We start from the raw sequence: 13,975 nt of genomic DNA, 5'->3' as shown, positions 1-13,975 counted from the left end.
CTCATTTCCTCGGGTCGAAGGCATCGCGAGCGGACTCACCGATAAACACCAGCAGGCTGAGCATGATTGCCAGCACCGCGAATGCACTGATACCCAGCCACGGGGCCTGGAGGTTGGACTTGCCCTGGGCGACCAGTTCACCCAGTGATGGCGCACCCGGTGGCAGGCCGAACCCCAAAAAATCCAGCGCGGTGAGGGTGCCAATGGCGCCAGTCAGGATAAACGGCATAAACGTCATGGTGGAGACCATGGCGTTGGGAAGAATGTGGCGGTACATGATGGCCATGTCCTGCATGCCCAGGGCGCGGGCAGCACGCACATACTCCAGGTTTCGTCCTCGCAGGAACTCTGCGCGCACCACATCCACCAGGCTCATCCACGAGAACAGCAGCATGATCCCCAGCAGCCACCAGAAGTTGGGCTGCACAAAGCTGGCGAGAATGATCAGCAGGTACAACACGGGCAAACCGGACCAGATTTCCAGAAACCGCTGACCGGCCAGGTCGACCCAGCCGCCATAAAAGCCCTGAAGTGCCCCGGCGATAACGCCAATGATTGAACTCAAGATGGTCAGCGTGAGTGCAAATAGCACCGATATCCGAAAGCCGTATATCACCCGCGACAGGACATCACGCCCCTGGTCATCCGTGCCCAGCCAGTTCTCGGCGGAAGGCGGTGCGGGTGCGGGGACTTTCAGGTCGTAGTTGATGCTCTGATAGCTGTAAGGGATGGGTGGCCACACGACCCAGGCATCTTTCTTGGCCAGCAGTTCGCGGATGTACGGGCTCTTGTAGTTGGCTTCGAGCGGGAATTCGCCGCCAAAGTCGGTCTCCGGGTAGCGTTTGAGTGCCGGGAAATACCATTGGCCGTCGTAATTGATCACCAGCGGCTTGTCGTTGGCGATCAATTCGGCGTTCAGGCTTAGCCCAAACAGCACCAGAAAAATCCACAGTGACCACCAGCCACGCTTGTTGGCTTTGAAGCGTTCGTAACGTCGTCGATTGAGGGGCGATAATTTCATCTCAATGCTCCCTGCTTTCAAAGTCGATACGCGGATCAACCAGGGTGTATGAGAGGTCTCCGATCAGTTTCACCACCAGCCCGACCAGCGTAAAAATGAACAGGGTGCCGAACACTACGGGATAGTCGCGGTTGATTGCGGCCTCGAAGCTCATCAGGCCCAGACCGTCCAGGGAGAAGATCACTTCAACCAGCAATGAGCCGGTGAAGAAGATCCCGATAAAGGCTGAGGGGAAGCCGGCAATCACCAGCAGCATTGCATTGCGAAAAACATGGCCGTAGAGCACGCGGTGGTTGGTCAGCCCCTTGGCCTTGGCGGTCACTACATACTGCTTGTTGATCTCATCCAGAAAGCTGTTTTTGGTCAGCAAGGTCATGGTCGCGAAGTTGCCGATCACCAGCGCGGTGACCGGTAACGCCAGGTGCCAGAAGTAATCGAGGATCTTGCCGCCCACACTCAGTTCATTGAAGTTGTTGGAGGTCAGGCCGCGTAACGGGAACCAGTCAAAATAGCTGCCCCCGGCAAACAGTACGATCAACAGGATGGCAAACAGGAAGGCCGGGATCGCGTAGCCCACGATGATCAACGAGCTGGTCCAGACGTCAAAGTGGCTGCCGTGCCGCGTGGCCTTGGCGATCCCCAGCGGGATTGACACCAGGTACATGATCAGGGTGCTCCACAATCCCAGAGAGATGGAGACCGGCATCTTCTCCTTGATCAGGTCTATGACTTTGGCGTCACGAAAGAAGCTCTCGCCGAAATCTAGCCGGGCGTAGTTCTTGATCATGATCCACAAGCGTTCCGGCGCCGATTTGTCGAAGCCGTACATCTTTTCGATTTCCTTGATCAGCTCCGGGTCCAACCCCTGTGCGCCGCGATAGTTGGAGCCCGCCACCGAGACCTCGGAACCCCCGCCCGCGATACGGCTGGTGGCGCCATCAAAGCCTTCGAGCTTGGCGATCATCTGTTCCACCGGGCCACCGGGGGCGGCCTGGATGATGATGAAGTTGATCAGCAAAATCCCGAATAGCGTCGGAATAATCAGCAGCAGTCGCCTGAATATATAAGCCAGCATTTAAGGCTCCAGGCTCGCGCTTGTAGGTTTAGTCGGGGTGGCAGGTTTGGCGTCAGGCTTTGCCCACCATGTAGCGGTACCAATGTCGTACTTTGGGGTCACTTCGGGATGGCCGATATGACTCGAGTAGGCCACGCGCCAGGTTTTGATGTGCCAGTTGGGGATCACGTAGAAGCCCCACTGCAATACACGGTCCAGCGCCCTGGCATGGTTGATCAGGCTTTGCCTTGACTCGGCGTTGATCAGGCCTTCAGTCAACTGGTCGATAGCCGGGTCCTTGAGGCCGATAAAGTTGCGGCTGCCGGGCTTGTCGATGCTCTGCGATTCCCAGTACTCGCGCTGTTCACTGCCGGGTGAACTCGATTGCGGGAAGCTGCCGACGATCATGTCGTAATCCCGTGAGCGCAGACGGTTCAGGTACTGGGAGGTGTCGACCCGGCGAATCTGCAAGTCGATGCCCAGGTCGCTGAGGTTGCGTTTGTAGGGCAGCAGGATTCGCTCAAAGTCGGTTTGTGCCAGCAGAAACTCGATTGTTACCGGCTTGCCCTGTGCGTCGACCATTTTGTCGTCGACGATGCGCCAGCCGGCGTCTTGCAGCAATTGGTAGGCGCGGCGCTGTTGGTCGCGAATCATGCCGCTGGCGTCGGTGACATTCGGTTTGAAGACTTCTGTGAATACCTGATCGGGGATCTGGCCGCGCAAGGGCTCCAAAATGGCCAGTTCTTCTTCGGTCGGCGGCGCTTTGGCGGCCATTTCCGAGTTTTCGAAATAGCTGCCGGTACGGGCGTAGGCGCCGCTGAACAGCTGCTTGTTGGCCCATTCAAAGTCGAACAGCAGGCTTAGAGCCTCGCGCACACGCACGTCCTGGAACATGGGTTTGCGCAGGTTGAAGACGAAACCTTGCATGCCTGTCGGGTTGTGGTTGCGGATTTCTTCTTTTATCAAACGGCCCTGGGTGAATGCCGGGGCGTTGTAGGCGCCGGCCCAGTTCTTGGCGCTGATTTCCAGCCAGTAATCAAACTGCCCGGCCTTGAGGGCTTCGAACGCGACGCTGTTGTCGCGAAAGTAATCGACGGTAACCGCGTCAAAGTTGTACAGCCCCTTGTTGATCGGCAGGTCCTTGCCCCAGTAGTCCTTGTTGCGCTCGTAACGGATTGAACGTCCGGGCTTGATCTCTTTGATGGTGTAAGGCCCGCTGCCTGGCGGTACTTCAAGATTGCCTTTGCCGAACTCCCGTGTTTCCCACCAGTGCTTTGGCAGAACCGGGAGCTGGCCAAGAATCATCGGTAATTCGCGATTCTTGTTGTGCTTGAAGGTGAATTTCACCTGCAACGGGTTTTCCGCGATGGCCTGGTCGACATCGCTGTAGTAGCCCTTGTACAGCGGTGAGCCGTTTTTCATCAGGGTATCGAAGCTGAACACGACGTCTTCGGCACGAATCGGATGACCGTCACTGAACTTTGCCTGGGGGCGCAGGTAAAAACGCACCCAGCTGTTATCGGGGGCCTTTTCGATTTTTTCGGCGATCAGGCCGTAGGACGTGAAAGGTTCATCGAGGGTCTGCCGGGCCAGGGTGTCGTAGGTCAGATCAATGTCGTCGGCCGGTACGCCTTTGTTGATAAAGGGGTTGAGGCTGTCAAAGCTGCCCAGCGCGGATTTGCGAAACGTCCCGCCCTTGGGGGCGTCCGGGTTCACGTAATCGACATGCTTGAAGTCGGCCGGGTATTTCGGCGGCTCGTCATAGAGGGTCAAGGCATGTTGAGGGGCGGCCAGCGCCGCGCTGGCAAAACCGGCCAACAGCAAGCCGGCAAGGGGCTTGAGCAACGTACGCAAAGGCATCATTGTTTTTTCTCCGTAGGCTTAAGCCACCACGCGCTAAGGCCCAGGGTGTAGGGCGGCGTAGTCACAAAGGCGAACCGGTTGCGGTACGCCAGGCGGTGATAATTCAGATACCAGTTAGGAATGATGTAGTACTGCCACAACAGCACGCGGTCCAGGGCTCGTCCGGCCGACAATTGTTCGTCACGGGTCTGGGCTGCCAGCAATCGCTCCAACAAGTGGTCGACAACCGGGTTGGACACGCCTGCATAGTTTTTGCTGCCCTTGACCCCGGCCTGGCTGGAGTGGAAGTACTGCCACTGCTCAAGACCGGGGCTCAGGGTCTGGTCGAGGGTCATCAGGATCATGTCGAAATCGAATTGATCCAGTCGCTGCTTGTATTGGGCGCGGTCTACGGTACGCAAGCGGGCGTCGATGCCGATACTCGCCAGGTTTTCCACATAGGGTTGCAGGATGCGCTCAAGGTTCGGGTTTACCAGCAATATTTCGAAACGAAGCGGTTTACCGTCGCTGTTTAGCAGGCGTTGCCCCGACAGCGTCCATCCGCCCTCAGCCAAAAGGCCCAGCGCCTGACGCAGGGTTTGCCGAGGAATTCCCTCGCCCTTGGTTTGCGACAGGGCGAAGGGCTGGCTGAACATCTCGGGCGGCAGCTGGTTGCGGTAAGGCGACAGCATCAGCCATTCATGCCCCTGGGGAATGCCTGTGGCCGAGAACTCACTATTGGGGTAATAGCTTGCAGCGCGCTGGTAGGCGCTGTTGAACAGGGCGCGATTGGTCCATTCAAAGTCGAACATCAAACCCAGAGCCTCGCGGACTTTGGTTTGCTCAAAGGTCGGGCGGCGGCTGTTCATGAACAGCCCTTGGGTTTGAGTCGGGATCTGGTGGGTGATTTCGGCTTTGATCACGTCACCACGGCGTACTGCGGGGAAGTTATAGCCATTGGCCCAGTTCTTGGCCTGGTGTTCGATATAGATATCGAACTCGCCGGCTTTAAAGGCTTCGAACGCGACATCGCTGTCGCGGTAGAACTCCACTTCCACGCGGTCGAAGTTGTATTTGCCACGGTTGACCGGCAGGTTGGCGCCCCACCAGTTTTTGACATGCTCAAAAATCACTTGTCGACCGGGGGTGACCTTGGTGATGCGGTACGGGCCGCTGCCCAGTGGGGGTTCAAAGGTGGTGGCCTTAAAGTCGCGTTTTGCCCAGTAGTGCTGGGGCAGCACGGGCAATTCGCCCAGGCGCAGAATCAGCAAGGGGTTGCCCGCGCGCTTGAATACAAAACGGATGCGCTTGGGCCCCAGAACATCTACCCGCAGGACCTCCTGGAGGTTGGTCCTGTATTGCGGATGACCTTCTTTGAGCAGCAGGTTGTATGAGAACGCTACGTCGTAGGCCGTAATCGGGGCGCCGTCGTGAAATCGGGCTTCGGGGCGCAGGTTAAAGACCACCCAGCTACGGTCTTCGTTGTACTCCACCGACTGTGCGATCAACCCATAGCTGGAGGTGGGCTCGTCGCCGGAGGGGGCGTATTGGCCAGTCCCGGCCATCAGCGTTTCGTTTAGCTCATTGACCCCGTATTGCAGGAAGTTGGGGGTCGATACCGGGCTGGTGCCTTTGAAGGTGTAAGGGTTGAGCGTGTCGAAGGTGCCGAACGCCATGACCTTCAAGGTCCCGCCTTTGGGCGCGTCCGGGTTGACCCAGTCGAAATGGGTGAACGTGGCCGGGTATTTGAGTGTGCCGAACTGCGCATAACCGTGGCTTTCGCTCAGGGTTGCGCCTGCAGGGGAGCTCAAGGCCAGGCTGATAAATAGCGTAAGGAGGGGACGCATCAAGTCAGAGATCCGATCCAGGCATTGGGCTTAGGGTTTCCGTACAGTAACAGCTTGTATCTGTAGGAAAAAGGCCACTCTGGAAAGCACTGCGGGCAAGTTGTTTCCTACTCAGACGTAGGAAACAACTTGCCCGCAAATGTATCGGTGTTGTGTTTAGCGTGGACTGGAGACAGTCAGCATCTGCCCGGGTTTAAGGGCTTTGGCGCTGCTCGGGTTCCAGCGCTTGAGATGTTGCATCTCAACGTTGAACCGCTTGGCCACGATGTACAGCGAATCGCCTTTCTTGACCTTGTACTGCGTCGGCTTTTTGGCTGTTGGCTTGCGCGTGTCCTGCATGACCAGGATTTGACCTGCCTTGAGGTTGTTGCCGCTGAGCTTGTTCCAGTGCTGCAGGTCTTTGACATCGACCTTGTTCGCCTTGGCGATCAGGGTCAGGTTGTCGCCACTTTTAACCCGGTACTTGCGGTTGAGGCGGGCAGGCTGAGTGCTTGCGATGTTGTCAAACACCGGCTTTTTAGGGCGCAGGCTAACCAGCTCTTCCGGCTTCAGGTTGGACAGGCTGGCGGTCAGCAGTTGCGCTTTGGAGGTGGGCACCAGCAAGTGCTGCGGGCCATCAATGGTGGCGCGCTGTTTGTAGGCGGGGTTGAGCTGGAACATCTCGTCTTCGTCGATCTCGGCCAGCGCTGCCACGCGAGACAAGTCCATGGACTGCTTGATCTCGACCATTTCGAAGTAGGGTTCGTTGGCGATCGGGTTCAGGTTGATGCCGTAGGCCTCAGGGGCCAGAACCACTTGTGACAGGGCCAGGAGTTTCGGAACGTAGTCTTTGGTTTCCTGCGGCAGTGGCAGGTTCCAGTAGTCGGTCGGCAGGCCGAGCTTTTCATTGCGCTCGATGGCCCGGCTTACGGTGCCTTCGCCAGCGTTGTAAGCGGCCAGGGCCAGCAGCCAGTCACCGTTGAACATGTCGTGCAGACGGTTCAGGTAATTGAGGGCTGCAAGGGTTGAGGCCGTAATGTCACGACGACCGTCGTAGGCCCGGGTTTGACGCAAATTGAAGTAGCGACCCGTCGAAGGGATGAACTGCCAGAGCCCGACCGCATTGGCGTGGGAATACGCCATTGGGTTGTAGGCGCTTTCGATGGCTGGCAGCAGGGCCAGTTCCAGCGGCATGTTGCGCTCTTCGAGGCGTTCCACAATGTAGTGGATGTAAAGGCTGCCGCGCTCGCCGGCGTTTTCGAGAAACGACGGGTTGCTGGCAAACCACAGGCGCTGTTGTTCAATGCGGGGGTTTACGTTCTGACCGTCTTGCAGCTTGAAACCCTGGCGCATCCGTTCCCACACATCTTGCGGGGCGACGGGGCTAGGCTTTTCACTGAGCCACAAAGGCTGCTGCGGAGTACGTTTGGCTACTTTAAGGCTGGGTCTTTCGGCGGTTTGTGCCGAATGATCCATGGATTGGCAGCCCGCGAGAGTGGCGGACACAGCCACCGCGATGGCTTTAACCAAGCGCGTCAATGCGTCTGAGTTGATGGAGTTACCTTTAAATGACGACATTGTCTGGAGGGTATGTTCAGGCAAAAATGTCGGGGGATTCTAGAAAGCAGGTGGGGCGCGGTCAACTGTTCAGAATTTTTGTGCCAACCGCAACCCGGTTTAGAACTTATCTTTCCAGCTGCGCAAGCTGGCAAAGACAGCACTGGGCGAGGCATTGTCGAGGCTGTTCCACTCGTCAGCTTTTTCTTTAACAGATGTTTCATTGACCCGTAGAAAGGGATTTGTGCGTAATTCGAGGGCAATGGTCGAGGGCAAACTGATGCGACCTTCGGCGCGCCATTGCGTCACCTGATCGACCCGCGCTGCAATATCCGGGTTGTTGGGCTCTACCGCCCGGGCAAAGCGCAAGTTGCTCAAGGTGTATTCGTGGGTGCAATACACGCCGGTGTGGGCGGGCAGGGCAGCGAGCCGGCTCAGCGAGTGGTGCATCTGTTCGGGAGTGCCCTCGAACAACCGGCCACACCCTGCGGCGAACAGGGTATCGCCACAAAACAGCAAAGGGGCCGCTGGATCGTCGTGATAGTAGGCAATGTGCCCCAGGGTGTGGCCCGGGACGAGAATGACCTTGAACTCAAGGCCCATAACTTCGATCCGGTCGCCGTCGTTGAGTGCCACTTGTCGGGCCGGGATGGTCTCCAGCGCCGGGCCCCAGACCTTCGCGCTAGTGTGTTCGTGGAGCTGTGCAACACCGCCCACATGGTCGAAGTGGTGATGGGTGATCAGAATGTCACTCAGTGCCCAGTCCGGGTGCAGGGCCAGCCAGGCCAGCACAGGTGCGGCGTCCCCCGGGTCGACCACGGCGCAGCGCTTGTGGGTCGTGTCCTGTAACAACCAGATGTAGTTGTCATTAAAGGCGGGCAGGGCGTCGATCTGTAACATGGTGCAATTCCCAAGTGCGAAACAATGGCGCATCTTAGGGCTTGTGATAGGTAGATGGCGAGTTGGAGGAGCAATGACCGATAAAGCATTGGCTCAGGCGGACCCTGAGTGGCTGGCACTGATCAGTTCGGCGCGGGAATGGCTGTCCGGCCCACATGGGCAGTTGCTGCTTGAAGAGGAGCAGCGGGTGCTCGAGGACGAGTTGGGGCGCTTTTTCGGCGGCTACCTGGTGCATTACGGGCCGGGTGCCGAGCCTCCTCCGAAGGCGCCTCAAGTGCGGCGCAATGTGCGCCTTGGCGCACCTCTGCCGGGTGTCGAGATCATTTGTGAAGAGCAGGCCTGGCCGCTGTGCGAGCACGCAGCCGATGTGGTGGTGTTGCAGCATGGCCTGGATTTTTGCCTGTCACCCCATGGCTTGCTGCGCGAAGCGGCCAGCAGCGTGCGCCCCGGCGGGCACTTGCTGATTGTAGGGATCAACCCGTGGAGCAGCTGGGGGTTGCGCCATGTGTTCACCAATGATGCCCTGCGCAAGGCCCGTTGCATTTCACCTTCACGGGTGGCCGACTGGCTGAACCTGCTGGGCTTTGCGCTGGAGAAACGCCGCTTCGGGTGCTATCGTCCGCCGCTTGCATCCAAGGCGTGGCAAAGCCGTTTGGCAGGCTGGGAGCGCAAGGCAGGCAACTGGCAATTGGCCGGTGGCGGCTTCTATGTGTTGGTCGCGCGCAAAATGGTGGTGGGCTTGCGGCCCGTCAATCCGTTACGCCGGGAACCGATGGGCAAGCTGATCCCCTTGCAGATGGCCAAGGTCAATCGGCGTCACACTGAATCTTAATTCCATGTTGGGCCGGGGTGACCCGGCTCAGGCGCTGTCCATTCTTGTTGGGCAGGCCATAAGCAGCCTTTTCTGGATAGTTTGTAATGAGCGATAGCGTTGAAATGTTCACCGATGGTGCCTGCAAGGGCAATCCTGGCCCAGGTGGCTGGGGTGCTTTGCTGGTTTGCCAGGGCGTTGAAAAGGAACTTTGGGGTGGCGAGCCCAATACCACCAACAACCGCATGGAGCTGATGGCAGCCATTCGCGGGCTTGAAGAGCTCAAGCGTCCTTGTGAGGTGTTGCTGGTGACTGACTCCCAGTACGTGATGAAAGGCATCACCGAGTGGATGGTCAACTGGAAAAAACGCGGCTGGAAAACGGCTGCCAAAGAGCCGGTGAAAAATGCCGACCTGTGGAAGCTGCTCGATGAGCAGGTCAGTCGTCACACCGTGAAATGGCAGTGGGTACGCGGGCACATTGGTCACTACGGTAACGAGCGTGCGGACCAGCTGGCTAACCGCGGCGTGGATGAAATGAGGGGCATCAAGCATGCGTAGTGTTGTACTCGATACTGAAACCACCGGTATGCCGGTCACCGATGGCCACCGGGTGATCGAGATCGGTTGCGTCGAGTTGATGGGCCGTCGTTTGACGGGCCGGCATTTTCACGTGTACCTGCAACCCGACCGTGAAAGTGACGAAGGCGCCATTGGCGTCCACGGCATTACCAACGAATTTCTGGTGGGCAAGCCCCGCTTTGCTGAAGTGGCCGATGAGTTCTTTGACTTCATCAAGGGCGCTCAGCTGATCATTCATAACGCCGCGTTCGACGTGGGCTTCCTGAATAACGAATTTGCCCTGATCGGGCAGATGGACCGGGCTGACCTCACTGCGCACTGCACCATCCTCGATACCCTGGCGATGGCGCGCGCGCGTCACCCGGGGCAGCGCAACAGCCTCGATGCCTTGTGCAAACGTTATGGCGTCGACAACTCGGGCCGTGAACTTCACGGCGCATTGCTTGACTCCGAGATCCTGGCAGACGTTTACCTGACCATGACGGGCGGGCAGACCAGCCTGTCGTTGGCCGGTAATGCTTCTGACGGTAATGGGTCAGGCGAAGGTTCGGGCAATCAGGCCAGCGAAATTCGCCGCCTGTCGGCCGACCGCCAGCCGGGTCGGATTATTCGTGCAAGTGAAAGCGACTTGGCTGAGCATGCCGCACGGCTTGAAGCTATTGCCAAATCGGCGGGTGGTCCGTCGCTCTGGGCTCAGCTTCTCGATGCGAAGGGGCAGGCCTTGTAGTCGTTGCGAGGTCTGCGATGGGCTGTGCAGCAGCCCGTTGCCCGCATTGACGAAAGGAAAGAAGGATTTTTCATGCACCTGGTTATGAACCCCAAAGACCCTCAAGTCTCGGTACGTCTGGCTGACGAAGGTTTTGCCCCGTATGTGTGGTGCAACGATTTCAGCTTTGAAGTGCGCGCCTATGCCCGTGCCGATCGTCATAAAAAGGTTGAGCACTGGCCGCTGGATCTGATCACGCCTTACCGCAAATGCTACGGCATCGACCCGGATGAATTTGCCAGCTATCGCGGTGGCAAGGACAGTGACATTTTCATGGCCTATCTGGACAACCAGCCGGTCGGGCATGTGGTGGTGAGCACCAACTGGAATGGGTTTGCCCATGTTGACGAGCTGGCGGTGGTGGCCAGTGCCCGTCGCCATGGTGTCGCAAGGTCGTTGCTGGAAGTGGTCAAGTTCTGGAGCCACAAGAAGAACCTGCCAGGGATCATGCTTGAAACCCAGAACAACAATCTCGGCGCCTGCCGCTTGTACGAACGTTGCGGGTATCAGGTAGGCGGGATCGATTATTTGCGCTATCGCGGTATTGATCCGCAGACCAGCGAGGTAGCGATTTTCTGGTATCTGATTTTCGAGAGCCGGATTCAGCCTGTGTAGTCGCTGTGACGGCTGCGAAGCGGGCGTGGCCCCGCGTTTCAACTCCCCATCACAGCCTTCGGCAGCGACTACAGTTTGCCGGTGTTAAAGCACCACCAACCCCTGATCAGCCAGCAATGCCTCGGCTTTCCGGTGCACGATCTCGAGCAATGCAGCAAGCGCCAGCCCGGGCTCACAGCCTTTGCGTGTCAGTGCATACAGTGTCACGGGAATGGCAGGCGACAGGGGGCACACATCCAGCCCCCCGGCTTTGGCGCCCACTGCCGTAAACGGGTCGACCAGTGCCAGCCCTTCGCCCGCCTCCACCATGCTGCGCATCATCTGATAACTCTGAACCTGAATGTGCACGACAGGCATGGGGCGCAAGGCTTGCAGCTTGCCGTCCAGTACGCGGCTCAGTGGGTCGTGCTGCTGCAGGCCGATCATTGCCTGGCCAGCCAGCTCTTGCAGCGCGATGTATTTGTGCTTGGGGGATAACCAGCCGTGGGGGGCCAGAAGCTGCACTTTGCCCTGGATCAGGGGTCGGCAGTCGATCCCCGATTGTTCGGACGGTTGCAGGCTCAGGCCGATATCGCATTCGTCCATTAACAGACGGCGCACGATTTCAGCGCAAGGCTGGCTGCTCAAGGTGGTCGGGGTGTCGGGAAAGCGGCGGCGCAGTGCGCCTATGCAGTGGGGCAGAAGTGGCTGTGCCAGTGTCTCGCTGCACACCACGCGCAAGGCCGGCTCTTGATGCTGACGCAAGTCGTTGCCAAGCTGGCGCAGCGGCTCAAGTGCCTGGTACAGCTGGTTGATCAGGGGTTGCAGCAAAAGCGTGTCGCGGGTGGCCTGGAGCCGCCCGCGAACACTGGAAAACAGCATAAAGCCCAATTGTTGTTCGGCCTCCTGCAGCGTGGCGCTGAGGGTGGTCGTTGGCAATTGCAGCAACTCGGCAGCATGGCCGAGGTTGCCGGTTTGCAATATGGCCTGAATCACTTCGATGTGGCGTAAACGCATGCGTGAAGTCCATGTTCAGCAGATGAGGTTTCAGCGTTGCGAAGCCTGATCCAGGTCTCATCCTTTGACTTCAGCGATATGCCGGGGAAGCAGGTCAGGCTGTGACAATCGGAGAAGGATCACGAACCAGAATGACGCCCGACTGCACCAGCTCGAAATTATTGTCGTCGTTCTTTTTGACTCGGTCGCCAATGGCCAGTTTGTACGTTGTTACGAGTTGGTCGCCTGTTGCTTCTGTATTTTCAAACTCATGCACGGAATAGACACGGCCTTCCGCATCTCTTGCATGAAATTGCCCAACGAGAACTGCCGCCATTTGTAGAGAACCTCTGGAGATAAACACCCAATTTGCGGTTCTGTAGACCGTTGTTCAGTAGGGGAAGTTTAGCAATGTGAAAAAAATAGTCGGCCTACTTTACAGGCTTGCAGGCCGATAGGGTGAACTGGGGTGCAAGAAAGGCGTCCGATCATCTATAACTACTCTTCCTACAGCCACAGACTCGGGGTTTTCCATGAGCAAGGTCTACAGCGTTGCAGTGTTGGTTGGCAGTTTGAGGAAGGACTCCCTCAATCGAAAAGTGGCCCATGCGCTTGCCGAACTGGCTCCGGCCAGCCTGAAGCTGAACATTGTCGAAATCGGTGAGCTGGCGCTTTACAACGAAGACATTGATGTCACGCCGCCCCCTGCACCTTACACCGCCTTCCGTGACAAGGTCCGCCCGGCCGATGCGGTGCTGTTTGTTACCCCTGAATACAACCGCTCGGTGCCCGGTGTGCTGAAAAACGCCATCGATGTTGGCTCGCGCCCCTATGGTCAAAGCGTATTCAGCGGCAAACCAGGTGCGGTGATCAGCGTGTCCCCGGGAGCCATTGGCGGCTTTGGGGCCAATCATCATTTGCGCCAGTCTCTGGTGTTTCTCAATGTGCCGTGCATGCAGCAGCCTGAGGCCTACCTGAGCGGTGCGGGGGATGCATTTGATGCGTCTGGCAAGCTGTCAGACAAAACCCGGCCGTTCTTGCAAAAGTTCATCGACGAATTTGCCGGGTGGGTTGAGCGTCAGCACAAGGAATGAAGCATAAAGCCGCAAGCTACAGGCTTGCGGCTTGACGCTGCGTCTTAGCTGCTTTGCGGCATCTCGCCTTTGGCCAGGCGGCGGTTGATGTCAGTGATCACGTCCGGCAGGTCGCTGATGGTGTCGATCAGATAGTGGGGGCGTGAGCCGGCGAACAGGGCGTGGATACGCGTGCGTTCGCTGGCCAGTGTTGCAGCGTCCAGCGCTTTGTATTGCTCATGGGTCAGCCCCAGGGCATTGCCGGAGCACACCAGCGCAACGGTCCACATGCCGGCACGGCGACCTTCCAGGATGCCCGGAACGGTGTCGTCGATCTTCACGCAGGCGCCCACATCGTCGATGCCCAGCGCGATGACGTTGGCCAGTGCCTGAGCTGGCCACGGGCGGCCGTTGGGAACTTCGTCGGTGGCCACTACGTGGTCGGCAACGTAGCCGTTGGTGGCGGCCAGCTCAACCACTTTGGCCATCACTTGTGCCGGGTAGCCCGAGCACGAACCGATTTTGATGCCTTGCTCGCGCAGCGTGGCGATGGTTTCCAGTGCGCCCGGGATCAATGCCGAATGCTCGGCGATTTTTTCGATTTGCAGTGGCATGAAACGTTCGTAGATGGCGGTCACGTCGTCGTCAGTCGGGGCGCGGCCAAATGCTTTTTTATAGCGTTCGGTGATTTGCGGCTGGTCACACAGGGTGCGGATGTGGTCCCACTTGCCCATGCCCATCGGGCCGCGTGCTTCTTCAATGGACACTTGCACATCGAACTCGCCAAAGGCTTCGACAAAAATCTGCGTGGGGGCGAACGAGCCGAAGTCGACCACGGTGCCGGCCCAATCGAGAATGGCGGCCTGAAGCTTGCTTGGGTTGGTGTAGTTCATGTCGGTAAATCCTGTGTGAGCGACTCTTGGTCGCACGGAGTAATTTGGGGTGTTGTTGAGC

At 58.1% G+C, this 13,975-nt stretch carries 14 protein-coding genes; 5 read left to right on the top strand and 9 right to left on the bottom strand.

Features of this window, described 5'->3' with window-relative positions:
• Position 1: 1 nt before the first annotated feature.
• The 6 genes from BLW11_RS20765 to gloB form a co-directional block, all read right to left on the bottom strand.
• Positions 2-1,021, bottom strand: a complete 1,020-nt coding sequence (locus BLW11_RS20765; protein WP_048359628.1) for an ABC transporter permease — start codon at positions 1,019-1,021, stop codon at positions 2-4.
• Between the two features lies 1 nt (position 1,022).
• Positions 1,023-2,096, bottom strand: coding sequence for a microcin C ABC transporter permease YejB (locus BLW11_RS20760; RefSeq protein ID WP_048359627.1), 1,074 nt, complete (start codon positions 2,094-2,096; stop codon positions 1,023-1,025).
• On the bottom strand, positions 2,097-3,938 hold the full coding sequence (locus BLW11_RS20755) for an extracellular solute-binding protein (protein WP_048359626.1): 1,842 nt from the start codon (positions 3,936-3,938) through the stop codon (positions 2,097-2,099).
• Complete coding sequence (locus tag BLW11_RS20750; RefSeq protein ID WP_048359625.1) at positions 3,935-5,764, bottom strand: extracellular solute-binding protein; 1,830 nt, start codon at positions 5,762-5,764, stop codon at positions 3,935-3,937. Before BLW11_RS20750 ends, BLW11_RS20755 begins: the two co-directional genes overlap by 4 nt.
• Before the next feature lie 156 nt (positions 5,765-5,920).
• A complete protein-coding gene (locus BLW11_RS20745) occupies positions 5,921-7,321 on the bottom strand; it encodes a lytic transglycosylase domain-containing protein (RefSeq protein WP_048359624.1) in 1,401 nt (466 codons plus the stop codon).
• 99 nt (positions 7,322-7,420) lie between these two features.
• Positions 7,421-8,200, bottom strand: coding sequence for a hydroxyacylglutathione hydrolase (gene gloB, locus BLW11_RS20740; protein ID WP_048359623.1), 780 nt, complete (start codon positions 8,198-8,200; stop codon positions 7,421-7,423).
• A gap of 73 nt (positions 8,201-8,273) precedes the next feature.
• Here gloB and BLW11_RS20735 point away from each other — a divergent pair, with 73 nt between their 5' ends.
• From BLW11_RS20735 to BLW11_RS20720, 4 genes are all read left to right on the top strand, one after another.
• The gene (locus BLW11_RS20735; RefSeq protein ID WP_048359622.1) at positions 8,274-9,032 is read left to right on the top strand and encodes a methyltransferase domain-containing protein; all 759 of its coding nucleotides are present in this window, start codon (positions 8,274-8,276) and stop codon (positions 9,030-9,032) included.
• Positions 9,033-9,118: 86 nt separating this feature from the next.
• A complete protein-coding gene (gene rnhA, locus BLW11_RS20730; RefSeq protein WP_048359621.1) occupies positions 9,119-9,571 on the top strand; it encodes a ribonuclease HI in 453 nt (150 codons plus the stop codon).
• Positions 9,564-10,319, top strand: a complete 756-nt coding sequence (dnaQ, locus tag BLW11_RS20725; RefSeq protein ID WP_048359620.1) for a DNA polymerase III subunit epsilon — start codon at positions 9,564-9,566, stop codon at positions 10,317-10,319. Before rnhA ends, dnaQ begins: the two co-directional genes overlap by 8 nt.
• 72 nt (positions 10,320-10,391) lie before the next feature.
• Positions 10,392-10,973, top strand: coding sequence for a GNAT family N-acetyltransferase (locus tag BLW11_RS20720; RefSeq protein ID WP_048359619.1), 582 nt, complete (start codon positions 10,392-10,394; stop codon positions 10,971-10,973).
• Between the two features lie 84 nt (positions 10,974-11,057).
• Here BLW11_RS20720 and BLW11_RS20715 read toward each other — a convergent pair whose 3' ends face one another.
• The gene (locus BLW11_RS20715) at positions 11,058-11,969 is read right to left on the bottom strand and encodes a LysR family transcriptional regulator (RefSeq protein ID WP_048359618.1); all 912 of its coding nucleotides are present in this window, start codon (positions 11,967-11,969) and stop codon (positions 11,058-11,060) included.
• A gap of 94 nt (positions 11,970-12,063) precedes the next feature.
• Entirely contained in the window at positions 12,064-12,285 is a 222-nt protein-coding gene (locus BLW11_RS20710) for a hypothetical protein (RefSeq protein ID WP_048359617.1), read from the bottom strand.
• Between the two features lie 196 nt (positions 12,286-12,481).
• Here BLW11_RS20710 and BLW11_RS20705 point away from each other — a divergent pair, with 196 nt between their 5' ends.
• The gene (locus tag BLW11_RS20705; RefSeq protein ID WP_048359616.1) at positions 12,482-13,042 is read left to right on the top strand and encodes an NADPH-dependent FMN reductase; all 561 of its coding nucleotides are present in this window, start codon (positions 12,482-12,484) and stop codon (positions 13,040-13,042) included.
• 44 nt (positions 13,043-13,086) lie between these two features.
• Here the strand turns inward: BLW11_RS20705 and phnX are convergent, their stop codons facing one another.
• The gene (gene phnX / locus BLW11_RS20700) at positions 13,087-13,914 is read right to left on the bottom strand and encodes a phosphonoacetaldehyde hydrolase (protein WP_048359615.1); all 828 of its coding nucleotides are present in this window, start codon (positions 13,912-13,914) and stop codon (positions 13,087-13,089) included.
• Positions 13,915-13,975: the final 61 nt, after the last annotated feature.

The organism is Pseudomonas deceptionensis (genome assembly GCF_900106095.1).
In the GTDB taxonomy this organism is placed as follows: domain Bacteria; phylum Pseudomonadota; class Gammaproteobacteria; order Pseudomonadales; family Pseudomonadaceae; genus Aquipseudomonas; species Aquipseudomonas deceptionensis.
This window is presented reverse-complemented; position numbering and strand designations above follow the sequence as displayed.